Source organism: Pseudomonas sp. DWP3-1-2, assembly GCF_049896285.1.
Classification (GTDB): domain Bacteria; phylum Pseudomonadota; class Gammaproteobacteria; order Pseudomonadales; family Pseudomonadaceae; genus Aquipseudomonas.
The window spans coordinates 128,252-147,563 of sequence record NZ_JAFCTZ010000005.1 but is presented as its reverse complement, the minus strand read 5'-3'; the positions used below and the strand labels follow the sequence as shown (position 1 = coordinate 147,563).

Genomic DNA, 19,312 nt, shown 5'->3' with positions numbered 1-19,312 from the left:
CCTTCCGGGCTAAAGCCGGTCCCACAAGGTGGTTGTGTCTGTGAGCAAATCGTCCAGACGACATGATGGCGACTTGGGGCCTGCCGCGCCCTTCACTGTTCAAGCCGCAATCAACTGCCTTAACACGTAATGCAAAATACCACCGGCCTTGAAATACTCGATTTCATTGAGCGTATCGATCCGGCACAGCACATCAACGCTTTCCTGGCTTCCGTCTTCACGGGTGATCTGCAAAGTCAGGTCCATGCCGGGGCGCAGGTTGGCGTGGGTCAGGCCACCGATGTTCAAGGTCTCTTTGCCGTTGAGGTTCAGGGTTTTACGGCTCTGGCCCTGTTTGAATTGCAGCGGCAGCACGCCCATACCCACCAGATTGGAACGGTGGATACGTTCGAAACTCTCGGCGATCACTGCCTTGACGCCCAGCAGATTGGTGCCTTTTGCGGCCCAGTCGCGACTTGATCCCGTGCCGTATTCCTGGCCCGCAATCACCACCAGCGGCGTGCCTTCTGCCTGATAGCGCATGGCGGCATCGTAGATTGAAAGTTTTTCGTCAGTGGGCACGTGCAGGGTGTAGCCGCCTTCTTCGCCACCGAGCATCTCGTTGCGGATGCGAATGTTGGCGAAGGTGCCGCGCATCATCACCTGATGGTTGCCACGTCTTGAGCCATAAGAGTTGAAGTCCCGAGGTTCGACGCCTTTTTGCCGCAGGTAACGACCGGCGGGACTGTCGGCCTTGATGTTGCCCGCTGGGGAAATGTGGTCAGTGGTCACCGAATCACCCAGCATGGCCAGCACACGCGCGCCTCTCACGTCTTCAATCACAGGCAACGGTCCGGCGATCTCGTCGAAGAACGGAGGGTGCTGGATGTACGTGGAATCTTCTTGCCATACATAGGTTGCGGCCTGGGGCACTTCGATCGCCTGCCACTGTGCGTCACCGGCGAACACCTCGGCGTACTCCTTGTGAAACATGCCGGTATTGACTTGCTCTACGGCTTCGGCGATTTCCTTCTGGCTCGGCCAGATATCCCGCAAGTACACCGGCTGGCCGCTCGCATCTTCGCCAAGGGGTTCGCTGCTGATGTCGATTCGCACGCTACCGGCCAGCGCATAGGCCACCACCAGAGGCGGGGAGGCCAGCCAGTTGGTCTTGACCAGTGGATGCACCCGACCTTCAAAGTTGCGGTTGCCGGACAGTACGGACGCGACGGTCAGGTCCGATTGCTGAATGGCCTTTTCGATAGGTTCTGGCAGCGGGCCGGAGTTGCCGATGCAGGTGGTGCAGCCATAGCCCACCAGATCGAAGCCCAGCGCGTCCAGGTATTGGGTCAATCCCGCTGCCTTGTAGTAGTCGGTCACGACTTTGGAGCCTGGGGCCAGTGAGGTTTTCACCCATGGTTTGGTTTTCAGGCCTTTCTCCACGGCTTTTTTCGCGACCAGCCCGGCGGCCATCATCACGCTGGGGTTGGAGGTATTGGTGCAGGACGTGATGGCAGCGATCACCACCGCGCCGTTTTTCAACCGATAGGTGTGGCCTTCGTACTCGTACTCCACCTCATCACTGACCTGATCGGCATTGCCCACGGCAACCCCGCCGCCGCCCTCGCTTTCCAGGCGGCCTTCTTCCTTGACGGTGGGTTTGAATTGCAGGCCGAGAAAGTCGCTGAATGCCTGAGCGACGTCCGGCAAGGCGACGCGATCCTGAGGACGTTTCGGGCCGGCCAGGCTGGCCTCGACGCTGCTCATGTCCAGCTCCAGGCTGTCCGTGAACACCGGTTCCTGCCCCGGCAGGCGCCACAGGCCTTGCGCCTTGCAATAGGCTTGCACCAGTTGCACGGTTTCGTCCGGGCGACCGGACAGGCGCAGGTAATCCAGCGTAATGTCGTCCACCGGAAAGAAACCACAGGTCGCGCCATATTCCGGGGCCATGTTGGCGATGGTTGCCCGGTCTGCCAATGGCAAGTCTGCCAGACCGTCACCGTAGAACTCGACGAATTTACCCACCACGCCTTTCTTGCGCAGCATTTGCGTAACGGTCAACACCAGGTCGGTGGCCGTGATGCCTTCCTTGAGTTTGCCGGTGAGCTTGAAGCCGATGACTTCAGGGATCAGCATCGACACCGGTTGACCGAGCATGGCCGCCTCCGCTTCGATCCCGCCCACACCCCAGCCCAGAACGCCGAGGCCGTTGATCATCGTGGTGTGAGAATCAGTGCCGACCAAGGTGTCCGGGAATGCGTAAGTACGGCCGTCTTCGTCCTTGGTCCAGACCGTGCGGCCCAGGTATTCCAGATTGACCTGATGGCAGATACCAGTGCCGGGCGGCACGACGCTGAAGTTGTCAAAAGCGCTCTGGCCCCAGCGCAGAAAAGCGTAGCGTTCGCCGTTACGCTGCATTTCGATGTCGACGTTCTGGGCGAAGGCGCTGGCGTCGCCGAACTTGTCGACCATCACCGAATGGTCGATCACCAGATCCACCGGAGACAGTGGATTGATGCGCTGCGGATCGCCACCGGCCTTGGCAACGGCAGCGCGCATGGCGGCAAGATCCACGACGGCTGGCACGCCGGTGAAATCCTGCATCAACACCCGGGCGGGGCGGTACTGGATTTCCCGGTTGGAGCGGCGTTCGCCGAGCCAGGCCGCGAGCCCCTTGAGGTCATCGCCGGTGACGGTCTTGCCGTCTTCCCAGCGCAACAGGTTTTCCAGCAGAACCTTGAGGGACATGGGCAGCTTGTCCAGCTCACCCAGCGACTTGGCCGCTTCGGGCAGGCTGAAGTAGTGGTAGGTCTTGTTGGCGACTTCGAGGGTTTTGAGGCTTTTCAGGCTATCGAGGGAGGGCATCAAATGACTCCTTGCGCGTGCACACGGTAACGGACTTGACCCATGATCCAGCTGCAGGCGGGCTGTTCACCTTCTTCGCGTTATCGCTGCAGCTTGCTACGAGCCACTTGAGTAGTACGGACCTCTTGCATGAACCAGTGGTTCAAGTTTCAGCTATCATGCGCCGCTTTCGCGTGCTTGAGGTTAACCCTCATGTATAGCTGGTCCTGGCTTGCGGCCGGGGCGACGTAGCGGCCAAGTGTCTGGTCGCTGCCCAGGAGATACCCATGAACACCCTTTTTATGCACTGTCGTCCCGGTTTCGAGGGCGAAGTCTGCTCGGAAATCGCCGAGCATGCGGCGCGCCTGAACGTGTCCGGCTATGCCAAGGCGAAGCCCAATGCGGCCTGTGCCGAGTTCGTCTGCACCGAAGAAGATGGCGCCGAGCGCTTGATGAACGGTCAGCGCTTTTCGCAATTGATCTTCCCTCGGCAATGGGCGCGTGGGGTGTTTCTCGACTTGCCGGAAACGGATCGCATCAGCGTGATTCTGTCGCACATGGCGGACTTTGCGACCTGCGGCAGCCTGTGGCTGGAGGTGGTCGATACCAATGATGGCAAGGAGCTTTCGAATTTCTGCCGCAAATTTGAAGCGCCGCTGCGCAAGGCCCTGACCGAGGCTGGCAAGCTGGTGGACGACCCGCGCAAACCGCGCCTGTTGCTGACGTTCAAGAGCGGCCGCGAGGTTTTCCTCGGTCTGGCCGACGCCAACAACTCGGCCATGTGGGCCATGGGCATCCCGCGTCTGAAATTCCCCCGTGAAGCGCCCAGTCGCTCCACGCTCAAGCTGGAAGAAGCCTGGCATCACTTCATCCCGCGCGGCCAATGGGACGAGCGTCTGTCCGGCGACATGACCGGTGTTGACCTCGGCGCTGCCCCAGGCGGCTGGACCTATCAATTGGTGCGCCGTGGCATGCTCGTCACCGCCATCGACAACGGTCCGATGGCCGAAAGCCTTATGGACACCGGTCTGGTGCAGCACTTGATGGCGGATGGTTTTACCTTCAAACCGCGTCAACCGGTGGACTGGATGGTGTGCGACATCGTCGAGAAGCCGGCGCGTAATGCCGCCTTGCTGGAAACCTGGATCGGCGAAGGGCTGTGCCGCGAAGCGGTGGTCAACCTGAAGTTGCCCATGAAGCAGCGTTATGCCGAGGTACGGCGCCTGTTGCAGCGCATTGAAGAGGGTTTTGCAGCGCGAGGCATCCGGGTCGAGATCGGCTGCAAACAGCTCTACCACGACCGGGAAGAAGTGACCTGCCACCTGCGTCGGCTGGATGGCAAACGTAAAGGGTAAAAGGCCCTCAAAATAACCTTTTGAATGGGAATGGAGTTCGTTGGAGGCTTGCCTGCGAAGGCGTCATGTCAGGCTATGAATACAGCGCATGGCATTCCGATTCGCGGGCATGCCTTGCTCCAACGGATTTTTTTGCCATGAGACAGGGCGGCATCTGGACGACTGACTCACCCTCGGTTGGCCCTGCTCAATGAATTGCGCGACAATGCCCGCCAGCTTCTGGAGCCTTTTATGCCTGAACCCATTGAAACCCTGCCCGTTGACGCCATCCTCGATGCCAGCGGTCTCAACTGTCCTGAACCGGTAATGATGCTGCACCAGAAGGTGCGTGACTTGCCCGCCGGTGGTTTGCTCAAGGTCATTGCCACCGATCCGTCTACCCGACGCGATATTCCCAAATTCTGTGTTTTTCTTGATCACGAACTGGTTGATCAACAGGCGGAAGGCGGTACCTTTTTGTACTGGATTCGCAAGAAAGCCGACTGAGTTATTTACTGTTAGCCGATTTGTTTGCTGGCCCATCGGAACCCTCAGCGCCTAAACTGCCGACGACTTCCGGGAGTACATCATGCGAATTGTTGCTGACGAAAATATTCCGCTGCTCGACGCTTTTTTTGCCCATTTCGGCGAAATCCGGCGTCTGCCGGGACGCTCCATTGACCGCGCTGCCGTTTGCGATGCTGACATTCTGTTGGTGCGCTCTGTCACGCCGGTCACTCGAGAGTTGCTGGAGGGCAGCCCGGTGCGATTCGTCGGCACCTGCACCATTGGCACCGACCATCTGGACCTGGATTACTTCCAGGAAGCGGGCATTGAGTGGTCCAGCGCGCCGGGCTGCAACGCTCGCGGCGTAGTGGATTATGTGCTCGGCAGTTTGTTGACCCTGGCGGAAATCGAAGGCGTGGACCTGAACCAGCGCACCTACGGTGTGGTGGGGGCCGGCCAGGTGGGCGGACGTCTGGTCAACGTCCTGAAGGGCCTGGGCTGGAACGTACTGGTCTGCGACCCGCTTCGACAGGCCCGTGAAGGCGGCGATTTTGTCAGCCTGGATGAGATCATGCAGCGCTGCGACGTCATCAGCCTGCACACGCCACTGGATAAAACCGGCGAGCACCCGACCTGGCATTTGTTCGACCATGCGCGCCTCCAGCAACTGCGAGAGGGCAGTTGGCTGATCAACGCGGCCCGAGGCCCGGTCATCGACAACGACGCGCTGTACGACGTGCTCCTGGAGCGCGAAGACCTGCAGGCCGTGCTGGATGTCTGGGAGGGTGAGCCGCGGGTGAATGCGGCGCTGGCCGATCTTTGCGTCATCGCCACCCCGCATATCGCCGGTTACAGCCTGGATGGCCGACAACGCGGCACTGCGCAGATTTATCAGGCGTTATGTGCATTTCTGAATCAACCGGCGTCCATCAGCCTCGACGAGCTGCTTCCCAAGCCCTGGCTGGCGCAGGTCTCCCTTGATGCGCAGACCGATCCGGCCTGGGCGTTGAATATGCTTTGCCGGGGTGTCTACGACCCTCGACGGGACGACGCCGATTTTCGCCGCAGCCTGGTCGGGCCTGTCAGCCAGCCTGTCGCCTTCGATGCCCTGCGCAAACACTACCCGCCGCGTCGCGAGATTGAAGGGCTGGTGGTGCGAATCATGGGGGAATCCGAGGCATTGGAGCAGGTGGTGCGGGCATTAGGTGCGCGCTGTTCCGGAGCAAACGACCTGTAGGAGCGAGCTTGCTTGCGATCAGCGGCTGAAGCCAAATCCCGGACAGAAAAAACCCGACGCCAGGTCGGGTTTTAAAATGAGGTACGGCTCAATCTTGTTTTTCAGGTGTTACCCAGTTTTTGTCGCATTCCTGACACGCGGCCTGAACCATTTCTTCAGTAATCAGGATTTCGCGTCCGTCCTTATCGAGCACTGAGCCACCCACATACAAGTCGGGATTAGCTCGAACCAACGGGACTTGATTGCTGCTTTCTTGCAAGCTCATGGCCTGTCTCCTTCATCAGGTGTTGCGCCTAAACTAACCGTGCCAGATGAATTTGCTGTGACATCCCTTCATTCATCAAGCACGTTCCTACTCCACCAGACTCGGCAGAAAACCGCCAGCCTGCGCTTAGATCAATCCTCTCTAGCGGTGCGGCAAAGCGGTCATAACAGCGTTGACTGGGCTGGATCACCAGAGTTCATTAACGCCGCCGTACGGTAAACCCAAGCCAGGGTGCCCCGCAGGGGTGTACGCTCTGGGCCTTCAGCCTTTTTGCAGGTTCACTTTCATGGCTTCATTGCTTTCCAGCCGCCAGCGGCAGGCCATTCGCCTGGCGGCCCAGTTTGTCGCTCCGTATCGCTGGCAGGCCTTCGGTGCCTTGCTGGCGCTGATCGTCACGGCCGGCATTACCTTGTCCATGGGGCAGGGCATCAAGTTGATGGTCGATCAGGGCTTCATGACCCGTTCGCCGCATCTGCTCAACCAGTCGATCAGCTTGTTCATGCTGTTGATCCTGGGGTTGGCCGTCGGTACGTTTACGCGCTTCTATCTGGTGTCCTGGATCGGTGAACGGGTGGTGGCGGATCTGCGCAAGAAAGTCTTCGATCATTTGATCAACCTGCACCCCGGCTTTTATGAAAACAACCGCAGCTCCGAGATTCAGTCGCGACTCACGGCGGATACCACGCTGTTGCAGTCGGTCATCGGCTCGTCGTTGTCGATGTTCTTGCGCAACACGTTGATGGTGATCGGCGGCGTCATTCTGCTGTTCATCACCAACCCCAAGCTCACCAGTATCGTGGTCGTGGCCTTACCCCTGGTGGTGGCGCCGATTCTGATCTTTGGTCGTCGGGTGCGCCGTTTGTCCCGGGAAAGCCAGGATCGCGTTGCCGATGTCGGCAGTTATGTGGCCGAGGCGCTGGGGCAGATCAAGACCGTCCAGGCCTACAACCATCAGTTGCAAGACAAGGAACGCTTTGCTCGCACCGCCGAAGACGCCTTTGAGACGGCCCGCAAGCGTATTTTGCAGCGTTCGTGGCTCATTACGCTGGTTATCGTGCTGGTATTGGGGGCTGTCGCGGTGATGCTGTGGGTCGGCGGAATGGACGTGATCAAGGGCACGATTACCAGCGGCGAACTGGCGGCGTTTGTGTTCTATAGCCTGATCGTCGGTAGCGCTTTCGGCACGTTGAGCGAAGTGATTGGCGAGTTGCAAAGGGCGGCGGGTGCTGCCGAGCGCATTTCCGAACTGCTCCGGGCGAAAAGCGAAATCACGCCGCCAGCCACGGATTTGCTGAGCCTGCCCGAGCGGGTCAATGGTCGACTTGAACTGCAGAACGTCAGCTTTGCGTACCCGTCGCGGCCGGAACGCAACGCCGTGGACAGCCTGACATTGACCATCGAAGCCGGTGAAACCCTGGCGCTGGTCGGCCCGTCGGGTGCGGGGAAATCGACGCTTTTCGATCTGCTGCTGCGTTTCTATGACCCCGGAGAAGGAACGATCCTGCTCGACGGTGTGCCCATCGCGCAGCTTGATCCAATGGACCTGCGTCGGTGCTTTGCATTGGTTTCCCAGACGCCTGCGTTGTTCTTCGGCAGCGTTGCAGACAACATTCGTTACGGCAATCCCGGCGCGACCCTCGAACAGATCGAGGCCGCTGCGCGCATTGCCCATGCTCATGAATTCATCCTGCAAATGCCTGACGGCTATCAAACCCATCTGGGGGAGGGGGGATCGGGTTTGTCCGGGGGCCAGCGCCAGCGTCTGGCGATTGCTCGCGCATTGCTGGTGGATGCGCCGATTCTGCTGCTGGACGAGGCCACCAGTGCCCTGGATGCCCAGAGCGAGCATTTGATTCAGGAGGCGCTACCCAGCTTGATGGAAGGCCGCACAACGCTGGTTATCGCCCACCGATTGGCCACGGTGCAAAACGCCGACCGCATTGCGGTCATTGATCAAGGGCGACTGGTGGCGGTGGGCACGCATCAGCAACTGATTGCCAGCAATCCGCTGTACGCCAGGCTTGCCGCGTTGCAGTTCAATGCGCGGATGGAAGAGGTGGTGTGAGGACGTTTGCAGGAGTGAATTCACCCGCGAATACGCCGGGGCAATGGACGGATATCCATCGTCTGCCCTTTCGCCTTCGGGGGTAGATCCACTCCTGCACGGATGATGCGGGTGGCTCAGCGCGTTTAGCGGTACTCGCACAGGTAAGCAGTATCCACCGCTACCTTGAGTTGGAACTTGCTGTTGGCTGGCACGTTGAACTGGCTACCGGTGGCAAAATCTTCCCAGTCAGTGCTGTCGGGAAGCTTGACGCTCAGCTTGCCGGAAATGACGTGCATGATTTCCCGTTGCGACGTGCCGAATTCGTATTCGCCGGCTGCCATTACGCCGATGGTGGCCTGGCCTTCAGTCTGGCTGAACGCAATGGATTTGACCGTACCGTCGAAGTATTCGTTGACTTTGAACATGGCGATTCCTCGAAAAGGGCTGTTAAAAAGGGGCGGCCAGTATGCCCAACGCACAAAAGGCCGTCACTCGCTTTAAACGCGGCAGCGTGTTCAGCCGGGCAGAATCAGCGGCAGCAGCCGAGCGGTGTTGCGCGCATCCACCAACGCTCGGTGCTGTTGCCCGCTGAACTGCATGCCAGCCAGTTGCAGTGCGCTGTTAAGGCCCAGCGGGCGCTGTAACTGACGTGCCTGGGCGAATCGTTGCTTGAGGTTGACATGAGGCAGTGTGCTCAACGCGCTGCTCAGCGCTTGCTGGCGCCATTCAAGTTCCAGCTGCTGGCGGTCATAATCGCCCCAACTGGCCCAACCCACGACACTCGCCACGTGGTTGGCCAGCCAGCGTTCGAACAGCGGCCAGACCGTCGTGAGCGGCGCGGCGCTGTCTATGTTGCTCTGGCTGATATGGGTCAGCTCTCGACAGAAGTTCGTCAGCAGCGGGCGGCGCACCGGCCGTACAAAGCGTTCAAAGTGATCCAGCTCGCGTCCACTCTCATTGACGAGCGTGGCACCGATTTCGATGATTTCCATCTCTGCCACGGGCCAACCACCTTCATCCGTAGTGGCTTCCAGATCAATCACTACCCAGTGCGGCATGCGAGCTCCTTTCCATCGAATACGACGTGTATGCATTGGAGGGTAGTCATATTCAATACGATACGTCCAATTGTGCAATTTTCAGTCACTTCCGTGGTTCCCGGACCTGATCGAATGGGGGGCAGTTGGCCCGGCGAATCGGCGTCAATGCGCGGCCATCCTCCCGACACATTTACTGTGGGCTTGTCGGCCTAGCGCTTGCTTGGTGGCGGCGGGAGGCATAAATTGCCTGCGCTGCCGCGTATCTTTCTGGAGAACCCTTGGTGGATGAGCAAAATGCCCTGCGGGTGATGCGTGACCTGGTGAGTACCGGTCAAATGACCGACCCCGACAGTGCGCGGGGCCGGCTGCTGCAGGTTTCGGCGCATCTGTTCCGCAACAAAGGTTACGAGCGCACCACGGTGCGCGACCTGGCCAGCGCCGTGGGGATTCAATCCGGGAGCATTTTTCATCACTTCAAGAGCAAGGACGAAATCCTGCGCTCGGTGATGGAGCAGGCCATTGTCTACAACACCGCATTGATGCGCGCGGCCCTGGCTGAAGCGGGCAGTGTGCATGAACGTGTTCGGGCGTTAATTCGATGTGAGTTGCAGTCGATCATGGGCGATGGCGGTGAGGCCATGGCGGTTCTGGTGTATGAATGGCGTTCGTTGTCGCAGCAAGGGCAAGCGCAAGTGAAGGCGCTGCGCAATACTTATGAAGACTTGTGGTTACAGGTGTTGGGCGAGGCGAAGGAAGCGGGCCACATAAAAGGTGACGTGTTCATCACGCGCAGGTTCCTTACCGGTGCGTTGTCCTGGACGACAAGCTGGTTTCGTCCTCAGGGCAGCATGACCCTCAATCAGTTGGCGGATGAGGCACTGACACTGATTTTCAAAGACAACGCCCGATAGCGTGACGAAAATTCATCCTCTCAGGCAATTGTTTAAACTTGTCAAAACGCCTAATTTAACTCGTTTTGTCTATTACTCTGGGGTGCGCAGTCTTGATGTATTTGTCTGTGCGATGGATTTCGCGGGCAGTGTTGATGGCCACACCGGTATTGTTGTCGTTGGAGGCGGCAGCGGCAGAGGTGGTGAAGATTGGTGCCGCACATTTTCCGCCGTATACCATTCGGCCGGAAAAGGGCGCTGACACGGGTCTGTTGCCGGAGCTGGCCGCAGCTTTGAACGCTGTGCAACACGACTATGAGTTTGTTCTTGTGCCCACCTCCATCCCGCGCCGTTTTCGGGATCTGGAACAAGGTCGCATTGATATGGCGATCTTTGAGAATCCCGAGTGGGGCTGGGAAAACATTCCTCACCAGACCGTGGACATGAAGCTTGAAGACGCCGAGATTTTCGTGGCGCGTAAGCTGGAAGGGCGGGATCAGGCTTATTTCAATGATCTGCACGGCAAGCGTCTGGCGCTGTTCAGCGGCTATCACTACGCATTTGCACAGTTCAACGCTGCGCCTGGGTATCTGGCACAGAACTTCGACGTGACCCTTACGTACTCCCACGACAGCAACCTGTTGATGGTGTTGCGTGGTCGCGCCGATATTGCCCTGGTCACCCGTTCGTACCTGAGTGACTTTATGGCGCGCAACCCACAAGAAGCCCGGCAACTGCTGGTTTCAGAACGTATCGACCAGATTTATCGGCATTACGCACTGTTGCGGCCCAATGCGCCCATCAGTGCCCGACAGTTTGAGCAGTTGCTGCAGCAATTGCGGGACAACGGCCAGATGCTGAAGATTTTCCAGCCGTTTCGCATTGCCGTCACGGCAGCGCCACCTGCGGATGAGCAGACGGTGGAGGCGAATCAACCCGTCCAGACGCCTTAGAGCCAGACAGCAGGGCGATGCAGGTGAGCAGCGCCCTGTCAGGCTGTAGCCCTTAGCGGTCCTTGGCTTCCTTGGCATCCATTTCTGCATTGCGCTCATGGACACGTTTGAGTTGTTCATCGGTCAGCGGCAGTTTTTTTGCCGTATCGCGCAGCATCATCAACCCCCCGACGATCGAGCCGATTGCAACGACCAGAATTAACCAGGCATACCAGGGCATAGCGCTCTCCTTGTTGTGGTACCGGTTTGAGCGGCGGTGCTGCTCAATGGTTCAAGTCTAGCCCCATGCCCCGTCAGTTGCTCCTGTTTACAGGCCGGTCAACATCGCATCCGCCGGCGCGTTGGCGCGCGATTGCGCGGTCAGGCTGAAATAAATGAAGCCTGCGGCCATGAAGCCCAGGAAGATCAGCCCGATCAACACGTTGAACCAGGCCATGGCCACCAGGCACACCAAAGCCAGGAACAGCGCAATGCCGGGTACGATCGGATAGCCCGGCGCGCGAAAGGTCCGTTCCAGCAGCGGCTCGGTCTTGCGCAGCTTGAACAGGCTGAGCATGCTCATGACATACATGACGATGGCGCCGAACACCGCCATGGTGATCATGGCTGCGGTCAGGGTCATGCCGCCGAGATTGATCAGGCCATCGCTGTATATCGCCGCAATACCGATCAGGCCGCCCGCGATGATGGCCCGATGAGGCGTTTGAAAGCGTGACAGTTTGGCCAGGGAGGCAGGCAGATAACCTGCACGAGCCAACGCGAAGAACTGCCGCGAGTAGCCCAGGATAATCCCATGGAAGCTGGCGACCAGACCGAACAGACCAATCCAAACCAGCATGTGCAGCCAGCCGGAGCTTTCGCCAACCACGGTTTTCATCGCCTGGGGCAACGGGTCGTTGATGTTCGACAGGGTGCGCCAGTCCCCCACGCCACCGGCAAAGAACATCACACCCATGGCCAGAAGCACCAGAGTGATGATGCCGCTGATGTAAGCTTTGGGGATGGTTCGCTTGGGATCCTTGGCTTCTTCGGCGGCCATGGCGGCACCTTCAATGGCCAGGAAAAACCAGATTGCAAAAGGGATGGCCGCGAACATTCCGGCAATCGCCGGGGCGCTGAAGGTGTCTGACCCGGCCCAGCCATTGAGCGCGAAGTTGCTGAAGCTGAACGCGGGAGCGACAACGCCCATGAACACCAGCAATTCGCCGACCGCCAGCACGCAGACGACCAACTCGAAGGTGGCTGCCAGCTTCACGCCGAGAATGTTCAGGGTCATGAACACGATGTAAGCACCGACAGCCGCATGCTTGGGGTCCAATGCCGGAAACTGCACATTCAGGTACGCGCCGATCGCCAGGGCAATGGCCGGTGGGGCAAAGACAAACTCGATCAGTGTGGCCAGGCCGGCAATCAAACCGCCCTTTTCGCCAAACGCCCGTCGACTGTAGGCAAATGGCCCTCCGGCATGGGGAATGGCGGTGGTCAGTTCGGTGAAACTGAAAATAAAGCAGGTGTACATTGCGGCGACCAACAATGAGGTCACGAGAAACCCGAGCGTGCCCGCCACACCCCAGCCGTAACTCCAACCGAAATATTCACCGGAAATCACCAGACCGACGGCGATCCCCCACAAATGCAGCGTTCCTAGCGTGGGCTTGAGTTGTGTAGTAGTCATCTGCGTCTCCCTGAGGTCATCGATTCACCGAAACATCCTGTTGCACCCGCCATGCCAGCGCGGGAGGGGCTGTCGCATTGGTTCCAAATTCGTCGTTTGCAGAACCCTTCACGTTCAACGCTGGCACGATGGTGCAGGTTTGGTGCGCCAAGGGCGAGGCTGGGGCAGGTTTTGGGGCGTGTTTAAGGGGCCGAATCGTTTCCGCACGCCGGTTCGATTACCCGTCCCGGAACAGGTTCGGCTACAATGCGCGCCGATTTCGACCTACCCGAGAGCCCGCTCATGCCCACCTGCCAGACTCCTGTCATCGTCGCCCTGGATTTCCCGACCCGTGACGCCGCTTTGAAGCTGGCCGACCAGCTTGACCCCAGGCTGTGCCGGGTCAAGGTCGGCAAGGAGCTGTTCACCAGCTGTGCTTCGGACATCGTTGAAACCCTGCGCGACAAGGGCTTCGAAGTGTTTCTGGACCTGAAATTCCATGACATTCCCAACACCACGGCGATGGCGGTCAAGGCTGCCGCTGAAATGGGCGTCTGGATGGTCAACGTGCATTGCTCGGGCGGCCTGCGCATGATGGCGGCGTGCCGTGATGTGCTGGATAAGCGCAGCGGACCTCAGCCCCTGTTGATCGGCGTTACCGTGCTGACCAGCATGGAGCGTGAAGATCTGGCAGGCATCGGTCTGGATGTCGATCCGCAGGTGCAGGTGCTGCGCCTGGCGGCGCTGGCCGAAAAGGCCGGGATGGACGGGCTGGTCTGCTCTGCTCTGGAGGCCCATGCCTTGAAAGCGGCGCACCCGTCGCTGCAACTGGTTACGCCGGGCATTCGTCCTGCTGGAAGCGCCCAGGATGACCAGCGCCGCATCCTGACCCCGCGTCAGGCCCTGGATGCAGGCTCCGACTACCTCGTTATCGGTCGCCCGATCAGCCAGGCCGCCGATCCGGCCAAGGCGCTGGCGGCCGTGGTGGCAGAGCTGAATCTACCGGGCTGATTGTTCACTCGCGGGCCACTGTATTGTTGGAGCGAGGCTTGCCCGCGAAGGCGGTGTTTCAGATTCGGAAACTCGGGTGAGTGTAACGGTCTCTTCGCGGGCAAGCCTCGCTCCAACGGAGTCAGAATTCAGACTTTCAACACCAGCTTCCCGAAGTTTTCGCCCTTGAACAGCTTGAGCAAGGTTTCCGGGAAGGTTTCCAGACCTTCGACAATATCTTCCCGACTCTTGAGCTTGCCCTGAGCGATCCAGCCGGCCATTTCCTGACCGGCTGCGGCGAAGCGGTCGGCATAGTCCATCACCACAAAACCTTCCATGCGCGCCCGATTGACCAGCAGTGACAGATAATTGCTCGGGCCTTTCACGGGTGAGGTGTTGTTGTACTGGCTGATGGCGCCGCAGATCACCACCCGAGCCTTGGGTGCCAGGCGGCTAAGGACGACGTCGAGGATATCGCCGCCGACGTTGTCGAAATACACGTTCACCCCGTTGGGGCACTCGCGTTTCAACCCGGCCAGCACGTCTTCATTCTTGTAGTCGATAGCACCATCGAACCCCAGCTCTGCCACCAGCGACTCGCATTTCTGTTTGCCGCCCGCAATGCCGACCACGCGGCAGCCTTTTATCTTGGCGATCTGCCCCGCGACGCTGCCGACCGCGCCTGCCGCACCGGAAATCACCACGGTGTCGCCGCTTTGCGGTGTACCGACATCCAGCAGCGCGAAATAAGCCGTCATGCCGGTCATGCCCAGTGCCGAAAGGTACCTGGGCAGCGGTGCCAGCGCTGGATCAACCTTGTAGAAACCCTTGGGCTCGCCGAGGAAATAATCCTGAACGCCCAGCGCACCCTGTACGAAATCACCCACCGCGAACTTGTCATTCTGTGAGGCGATGACTTCACCCACGCCGAGCGCGCGCATGACCTCGCCCAAACCGACCGGTGCGATGTACGACTTGCCCTCGTTCATCCAGCCGCGCATGGCCGGGTCCAGGGACAGGTATTGGTTTTTGACCAGGATCTGCCCTGCCGCGATATCGCCTAACGGGACTTCCTGATAGGTGAAGTCTTCTCGGGTCACCGGGCCGACCGGACGTTTGGCAAGCAGGAACTGGCGATTGATCTGGGTTGTCATGGCAGGGCCTCGCGATGGGCAAAAAGAGGAGTGAAGTCGCTGGCGGACGTGGAGGCAAGCAAAGCGTTTTCAGCGAATACGAACCGATCCATCAGGATGATGAGGGCAATTGCTTTGTATCACCGTAACTCATAACGCCTCAACCGAGCCCCTGATGATGCTGACGGAGCGGGTTGTTCAGTGGCTAGACTCAGTGTCCGTATCGATCCGCAATAATAGGACACTCCCATGAGCATGATGTTTTCCGGTCAAGTGGCACTGGTGACAGGCGCCGCCGCAGGCATTGGCCGCGCCACTGCGCTGGCGTTCGCCGCCCAAGGGTTGAAAGTGGTGGTGGCGGATCTGGACAGCGAAGGCGGGGAGGGTACTGTGCGCCTGATTCTGGAAGCTGGGGGGCAAGCGCTGTTCGTGCGCTGTAACGTCACTCAGGAAAGCGAAGTCAGACAGCTGATGGAACGTGCTGTGGAGGTCTACGGTCGAGTCGACTATGCCTTCAATAACGCAGGGATCGAAATCGAGAAGGGACGGTTGTCCGAGGGCAGCGAGGCCGAGTTCGACGCCATCATGGGGGTCAACGTCAAAGGCGTCTGGTTGTGCATGAAATATCAACTGCCCCTGATGCTCGCCCAAGGCGGGGGCGCCATCGTCAATGCGGCTTCGGTCGCTGGGCTGGGTGCCGCGCCGAAGATGAGCATTTACAGCGCGTCCAAGCACGCGGTGATCGGCCTGACCAAGTCCGCGGCCATCGAATACGCGAAGAAGAAAATTCGCGTCAACGCCGTTTGCCCGGCCGTCATCGACACCGACATGTTCCGTCGCGCTTACGAAGCCGATCCCAAAAAAGGCGAATTCGCCGCCACCATGCATCCAGTCGGTCGGATCGGCAAGGTCGAAGAGATCGCCACCGCAGTGCTCTATCTGTGCTGCGACGGCGCTGCCTTCACCACCGGCCAGGCGCTGGCGGTGGATGGCGGCGTGACGGCGATGTGACCCAAGGCACATCGGCTGTCCTCGCCAGGGACGGCCGGGACGTCACGGGGGTTGCAGGTCCCGCGAGAGCGGCGCAACCGGACAGATTTGGCAAAAGTGCGGGTAAATAGTTATGTAGATCGCCAGCGAAGAGTGCTCTACATTGGCGCTCTCACTTCAAGCCTGAGTCAGTTGAATGTCCTCCTTATCCCTTCAGACGCGCCATCCCAGGGCGCTGCGCCCAGGTGACGCAGTGGCCCTGGTCTCGCCAGCCGGCCCCGTGGTCGCTGAAAAAATCGAATCAGCCGTGAAGGTATTGCAAGGCTGGGGATTGCGACCCCGCGTCTATCCCCACGCGCTGGATCAATACTCGTTCTACGCCGGCCGGGATGAAGACCGTGCGGGTGATCTCAACGACGCGTTTGCCGACCCGGAAATCCGCGGGATCATCTGCAATCGCGGTGGCTATGGTGTGCAGCGGATCATTAACCACCTGGACCTGGAGGCCGTGCGCCGCGATCCGAAGCTGGTCGTGGGCTTTTCGGACATCACGGCCTTGCACGCTGCCCTGTGGGCCGGGGCCCGGTTAGCGACGGTGCATGGGCCTGTGGCGACGCAGCTTGAGCGTGGCGGTACCTTTGCCAGCGGCATGAAGCACACGCTGATGAGCACCGAGCCGGTACTGGTCGAGGCCGTTGCCGATGAACCCACATTCAGTGTCCGGACCCACGGGCGGGCCTCTGGTTTACTGCTGGGCGGCAATCTGAGCATGCTGAGTACGTCTATCGGCACCCCGTTCATGCCTGATCTGACCGGTGCCATTCTTTTGCTTGAAGACGTGGGGGAGGCGAGCTACCGGGTTGATCGCATGCTGACCTATTTGCTCAACTGTGGAATCCTGCAACGTCTGGCTGGCATCGCGGTGGGGCAATTCAGTCTTCCGGGCAACGGGCTGAGCGCGGTATCGCCGTCTGAGGTATTGACTGAGCGTCTGGGCAAATTGGGCATTCCCCTGTTGGGTGGGCTGCCTATCGGGCACGGCAACGTGAATATTGCGGTACCGTTGGGAACCGAGGCCTGCCTGGATGCCGATGCGGGCACGTTGTGGGTCAACGCAGCGGCTTGTTGAGGGATATTTGACCAAAAGAGTGAACATCCCACCCTCGGTTTCAGGGACGCGCACCCGATCAGTTCGCATCCCTGAATTCGCGCTCGAATCGGGGCAGTTTTTCCACCTTGTCAGCTATCGGGATGCGCCGGTTTTTTTTGCGCGAATCTGTAACGTTCTGAAAGCGACGTCGGCATAGCTATTTGCCATTATTACGACGTCAAACGCTTGTAACTGTCGTAATCCATTGCGAATCTGCACGATTATTGAATGGCCTGATTCAAAGGCCAGAGTGCCCAGGCTATTCAAAGGGGATAGAACGCTATGATTTCGGCCTTGCAAGCACGCTTCGCTAATCTTGGGATGGCGATCAAACTGGGCGTGGGTTTCGCGCTGGTCCTGCTATTGACCGTCCTGGTTGCCGCCATCGGCGTCTGGTCGCTAAAGAGCATCAGCGTGCATTTCGATGGCTTGAAGCAGATGTCCGCGTTGAACAGTGGCGTGCTGAACGTCAGGCTGCTGGAACAGGATTATGCGCTGCACAGCGATGCGAACACCGTCAAGGAGTTGCATGCCGGGGTTGAACGCCTCAACCTGCTGGCCGAAGACCTCAAAACCCAGTCCCCTGCCAACCAGGTCATGATGAATCAGGTCCAGCAAGGGCTGGCCACCTACCGGAAAACCTTCGATCAGTTCGTCGACCTCAGCCAAAGCAAGGATCTGGCGCTGGAAATGGCCAGTTGGTCAGTCTCCAGCGTTGCCAACAACCTTGACGTACTGCAGGCCGGGCTTGCCGATGATGGCGTTTACGGTCTGAAGGATTCCCAGGGCCAACAGGGCGGCGAGTTCATCGAGCAGGCCAATAAGGTCAGTCAGGTGTCCAAACTGATGATGCAGGCCATGGACGAAGCACGGGTGCGCCTGGACAAAAGCCGCAAGACCGGCTCGGGCGAGGAGGCGAAGACCGGCAGGATTGAACAGGCCGATCAGGCGCAGGCGTTGGCCGAAGAACTCAAGGGCGTCATCAAGGACGACGGTTACCTCACCGTCCTGGGAGAAGTCAGCACTCACATCGTCAATTTCACCGACAAGCTCAACGAATACACTGAACTGTTGGCCAGGGAAGCGCAGGTTTCCAGGCAACTGGCGGCCGACGCCCGGCAAGTCGTGAATCAGGTCAATCAGGCCTACGCCGCTGAAGACCAGTCCATGCAGGCGCAACTCAAGACCAACTCCATGCAGATCATCGGCTCATCCGTCATCGCGTTGCTGGTGGGGTTGTTTGCATCCTGGCTTATCACCCGGCTTATTGTCGGGCCACTGCGCAGTGTCATCGCTTTCGCACAGCGCATCGCGGCGGGGGATCTGACCGCCAGCGTCACGGTCAAGCGTCGCGATGAGATCGGCCAGTTGATGCTTGCCATGCAGCAGATGGGTGCGGGCCTGAGCAGCATCGTCAGCGGCCTGCAAGCGGGCATCGAGCAGTTGGCGAGTTCTGCTCATTCCCTGTCGGCCGTGACCGAACAGACCAATCGGGAAGTCAGCAGCCAGCAGCAGGAAACCGAGCAAGTGGCAACGGCGATGAATCAGATGACCGCCACGGTTCACGATGTGGCGCGCAATGCTGAAGAGGCTGCGGTGGCAGCCCAGACAGCCGACGACAAGGTCGACAGCGGTCAGTTGGTCGTGCGCCAGAGTTTGCAGCGCATTGAGCAACTGGCCACGTCCTCGGAATCAGCCAGCAACAGCATCGAAAGCCTGAGCGCGGAAATCCATAACATCGGCACGGTGCTGGGCGTGATCAAAAGTGTTGCCGAGCAAACCAACCTGCTGGCCTTGAACGCGGCCATTGAAGCCGCACGGGCGGGTGAGCAAGGGCGAGGGTTTGCGGTGGTGGCCGACGAAGTCAGGGCGCTGGCCAAGCGTACCCAGCAATCGACAGAGGAAATCGAACGTCTGGTGGGCAGCCTGCAAAGCGGTGCGCAGGCATCGGTGACGCAGATCCGCAGCAGTGGAGAGTTGGTCAAGCTGGCCGTCAGCGATGTGCTGCAAACCGAAAGCGCTCTCGGCAGCATCGCCTCGGCGGTGTCGATGATCCAGCAGATGAATCAGCAAATCGCCGCTGCAGCCGAAGAGCAGACGTCCGTAGCCGAAGAAATCAACCGCAGCGTGACCAGCATCCGTGCGAGCGCGGATCAATCGGCGTTGGCGATGCGCGGCAACGCTGCTTCAAGCATCGAACTGGCATCGTTGGGTACGGAATTGAAAGGAATGGTGGGGCATTTCAAGCTGTAGTCAGCGAGGTGAATCGCATCTTGCCGTACCCGCTGCGCAGTACGAT

Annotated in this window: 17 protein-coding genes and 1 pseudogene; 11 read left to right on the top strand and 7 right to left on the bottom strand. The window is 59.3% G+C overall.

Annotated elements, in window-relative coordinates; genetic code table 11:
- Positions 1-99 precede the first annotated feature (99 nt).
- Positions 100-2,844 carry an aconitate hydratase AcnA gene (gene acnA, locus ACP7B0_RS14100; RefSeq protein WP_426142018.1) on the bottom strand — a complete coding sequence of 915 codons (2,745 nt, stop codon included), beginning with the start codon at positions 2,842-2,844 and terminating at the stop codon, positions 100-102.
- 266 nt (positions 2,845-3,110) lie between these two features.
- On the opposite strand from acnA, the gene rlmM reads away from it, so the two are divergent.
- From rlmM to pdxB, 3 genes are all read left to right on the top strand, one after another.
- On the top strand, positions 3,111-4,178 hold the full coding sequence (rlmM, locus tag ACP7B0_RS14095; RefSeq protein ID WP_426142017.1) for a 23S rRNA (cytidine(2498)-2'-O)-methyltransferase RlmM: 1,068 nt from the start codon (positions 3,111-3,113) through the stop codon (positions 4,176-4,178).
- Positions 4,179-4,409: 231 nt separating this feature from the next.
- Positions 4,410-4,664: a sulfurtransferase TusA gene (gene tusA, locus ACP7B0_RS14090; RefSeq protein WP_426142016.1), complete on the top strand. Its 255-nt coding sequence runs from the start codon at positions 4,410-4,412 to the stop codon at positions 4,662-4,664.
- A gap of 82 nt (positions 4,665-4,746) precedes the next feature.
- Complete coding sequence (gene pdxB, locus ACP7B0_RS14085; RefSeq protein WP_426142015.1) at positions 4,747-5,901, top strand: 4-phosphoerythronate dehydrogenase PdxB; 1,155 nt, start codon at positions 4,747-4,749, stop codon at positions 5,899-5,901.
- Positions 5,902-5,989: 88 nt separating this feature from the next.
- On the opposite strand, the gene ACP7B0_RS14080 is transcribed toward pdxB, so the two are convergent.
- Positions 5,990-6,166, bottom strand: a complete 177-nt coding sequence (locus ACP7B0_RS14080) for a PA1571 family protein (RefSeq protein WP_426142014.1) — start codon at positions 6,164-6,166, stop codon at positions 5,990-5,992.
- A gap of 286 nt (positions 6,167-6,452) precedes the next feature.
- Between ACP7B0_RS14080 and ACP7B0_RS14075 the strand changes: the two genes are divergently transcribed.
- A complete protein-coding gene (locus tag ACP7B0_RS14075; RefSeq protein ID WP_426142013.1) occupies positions 6,453-8,231 on the top strand; it encodes an ABC transporter transmembrane domain-containing protein in 1,779 nt (592 codons plus the stop codon).
- 125 nt (positions 8,232-8,356) lie between these two features.
- Here ACP7B0_RS14075 and ACP7B0_RS14070 read toward each other — a convergent pair whose 3' ends face one another.
- Positions 8,357-8,638 carry a pyrimidine/purine nucleoside phosphorylase gene (locus tag ACP7B0_RS14070; RefSeq protein ID WP_426142012.1) on the bottom strand — a complete coding sequence of 94 codons (282 nt, stop codon included), beginning with the start codon at positions 8,636-8,638 and terminating at the stop codon, positions 8,357-8,359.
- A gap of 90 nt (positions 8,639-8,728) precedes the next feature.
- Positions 8,729-9,271: an exonuclease domain-containing protein gene (locus ACP7B0_RS14065; protein ID WP_426142011.1), complete on the bottom strand. Its 543-nt coding sequence runs from the start codon at positions 9,269-9,271 to the stop codon at positions 8,729-8,731.
- Positions 9,272-9,534: 263 nt separating this feature from the next.
- Between ACP7B0_RS14065 and ACP7B0_RS14060 the strand changes: the two genes are divergently transcribed.
- Both ACP7B0_RS14060 and ACP7B0_RS14055 read left to right on the top strand, forming a co-directional pair.
- On the top strand, positions 9,535-10,164 hold the full coding sequence (locus ACP7B0_RS14060) for a TetR/AcrR family transcriptional regulator (RefSeq protein ID WP_426142010.1): 630 nt from the start codon (positions 9,535-9,537) through the stop codon (positions 10,162-10,164).
- Between the two features lie 134 nt (positions 10,165-10,298).
- Positions 10,299-11,096, top strand: coding sequence for a substrate-binding periplasmic protein (locus ACP7B0_RS14055; protein WP_426142009.1), 798 nt, complete (start codon positions 10,299-10,301; stop codon positions 11,094-11,096).
- A gap of 52 nt (positions 11,097-11,148) precedes the next feature.
- Here ACP7B0_RS14055 and ACP7B0_RS14050 read toward each other — a convergent pair whose 3' ends face one another.
- Together ACP7B0_RS14050 and eat are read right to left on the bottom strand one after the other, a co-directional pair.
- Positions 11,149-11,316, bottom strand: coding sequence for a DUF2897 family protein (locus ACP7B0_RS14050; protein WP_426142008.1), 168 nt, complete (start codon positions 11,314-11,316; stop codon positions 11,149-11,151).
- Between the two features lie 87 nt (positions 11,317-11,403).
- Complete coding sequence (gene eat / locus ACP7B0_RS14045; protein ID WP_426142007.1) at positions 11,404-12,771, bottom strand: ethanolamine permease; 1,368 nt, start codon at positions 12,769-12,771, stop codon at positions 11,404-11,406.
- Between the two features lie 282 nt (positions 12,772-13,053).
- On the opposite strand from eat, the gene pyrF reads away from it, so the two are divergent.
- Complete coding sequence (gene pyrF / locus ACP7B0_RS14040) at positions 13,054-13,761, top strand: orotidine-5'-phosphate decarboxylase (protein ID WP_426142178.1); 708 nt, start codon at positions 13,054-13,056, stop codon at positions 13,759-13,761.
- A 128-nt stretch (positions 13,762-13,889) separates the two neighbouring features.
- On the opposite strand, the gene ACP7B0_RS14035 is transcribed toward pyrF, so the two are convergent.
- Positions 13,890-14,894, bottom strand: a complete 1,005-nt coding sequence (locus tag ACP7B0_RS14035; RefSeq protein ID WP_426142006.1) for an NADP-dependent oxidoreductase — start codon at positions 14,892-14,894, stop codon at positions 13,890-13,892.
- 228 nt (positions 14,895-15,122) lie between these two features.
- Here ACP7B0_RS14035 and ACP7B0_RS14030 point away from each other — a divergent pair, with 228 nt between their 5' ends.
- The 4 genes and pseudogenes from ACP7B0_RS14030 to ACP7B0_RS14015 all read left to right on the top strand — a co-directional run bounded on the left by ACP7B0_RS14030 (position 15,123) and on the right by ACP7B0_RS14015 (position 19,266).
- Positions 15,123-15,884 carry an SDR family oxidoreductase gene (locus ACP7B0_RS14030; protein WP_426142005.1) on the top strand — a complete coding sequence of 254 codons (762 nt, stop codon included), beginning with the start codon at positions 15,123-15,125 and terminating at the stop codon, positions 15,882-15,884.
- Positions 15,885-16,059: 175 nt separating this feature from the next.
- On the top strand, positions 16,060-16,992 hold the full coding sequence (locus tag ACP7B0_RS14025; protein WP_426142004.1) for a S66 peptidase family protein: 933 nt from the start codon (positions 16,060-16,062) through the stop codon (positions 16,990-16,992).
- A gap of 303 nt (positions 16,993-17,295) precedes the next feature.
- Positions 17,296-18,405: pseudogene (locus ACP7B0_RS14020) on the top strand (HAMP domain-containing protein); the annotation flags it as partial.
- Positions 18,385-19,266, top strand: a complete 882-nt coding sequence (locus ACP7B0_RS14015; RefSeq protein ID WP_426142177.1) for a methyl-accepting chemotaxis protein — start codon at positions 18,385-18,387, stop codon at positions 19,264-19,266. The pseudogene ACP7B0_RS14020 and the gene ACP7B0_RS14015, both read left to right, overlap by 21 nt.
- Positions 19,267-19,312: the final 46 nt, after the last annotated feature.

Coding starts and splice junctions, on each gene's coding strand:
- acnA (WP_426142018.1), bottom strand. CDS start 2,844: ATGCCCTCCCTCGATAGCCTGAAAAGCCTCAAAACCCTCGAAGTCGCC.
- rlmM (WP_426142017.1), top strand. CDS start 3,111: ATGAACACCCTTTTTATGCACTGTCGTCCCGGTTTCGAGGGCGAAGTC.
- tusA (WP_426142016.1), top strand. CDS start 4,410: ATGCCTGAACCCATTGAAACCCTGCCCGTTGACGCCATCCTCGATGCC.
- pdxB (WP_426142015.1), top strand. CDS start 4,747: ATGCGAATTGTTGCTGACGAAAATATTCCGCTGCTCGACGCTTTTTTT.
- ACP7B0_RS14080 (WP_426142014.1), bottom strand. CDS start 6,166: ATGAGCTTGCAAGAAAGCAGCAATCAAGTCCCGTTGGTTCGAGCTAAT.
- ACP7B0_RS14075 (WP_426142013.1), top strand. CDS start 6,453: ATGGCTTCATTGCTTTCCAGCCGCCAGCGGCAGGCCATTCGCCTGGCG.
- ACP7B0_RS14070 (WP_426142012.1), bottom strand. CDS start 8,638: ATGTTCAAAGTCAACGAATACTTCGACGGTACGGTCAAATCCATTGCG.
- ACP7B0_RS14065 (WP_426142011.1), bottom strand. CDS start 9,271: ATGCCGCACTGGGTAGTGATTGATCTGGAAGCCACTACGGATGAAGGT.
- ACP7B0_RS14055 (WP_426142009.1), top strand. CDS start 10,299: ATGGCCACACCGGTATTGTTGTCGTTGGAGGCGGCAGCGGCAGAGGTG.
- ACP7B0_RS14050 (WP_426142008.1), bottom strand. CDS start 11,316: ATGCCCTGGTATGCCTGGTTAATTCTGGTCGTTGCAATCGGCTCGATC.
- eat (WP_426142007.1), bottom strand. CDS start 12,771: ATGACTACTACACAACTCAAGCCCACGCTAGGAACGCTGCATTTGTGG.
- pyrF (WP_426142178.1), top strand. CDS start 13,054: ATGCCCACCTGCCAGACTCCTGTCATCGTCGCCCTGGATTTCCCGACC.
- ACP7B0_RS14035 (WP_426142006.1), bottom strand. CDS start 14,894: ATGACAACCCAGATCAATCGCCAGTTCCTGCTTGCCAAACGTCCGGTC.
- ACP7B0_RS14030 (WP_426142005.1), top strand. CDS start 15,123: ATGAGCATGATGTTTTCCGGTCAAGTGGCACTGGTGACAGGCGCCGCC.
- ACP7B0_RS14025 (WP_426142004.1), top strand. CDS start 16,060: ATGTCCTCCTTATCCCTTCAGACGCGCCATCCCAGGGCGCTGCGCCCA.
- ACP7B0_RS14015 (WP_426142177.1), top strand. CDS start 18,385: ATGCTTGCCATGCAGCAGATGGGTGCGGGCCTGAGCAGCATCGTCAGC.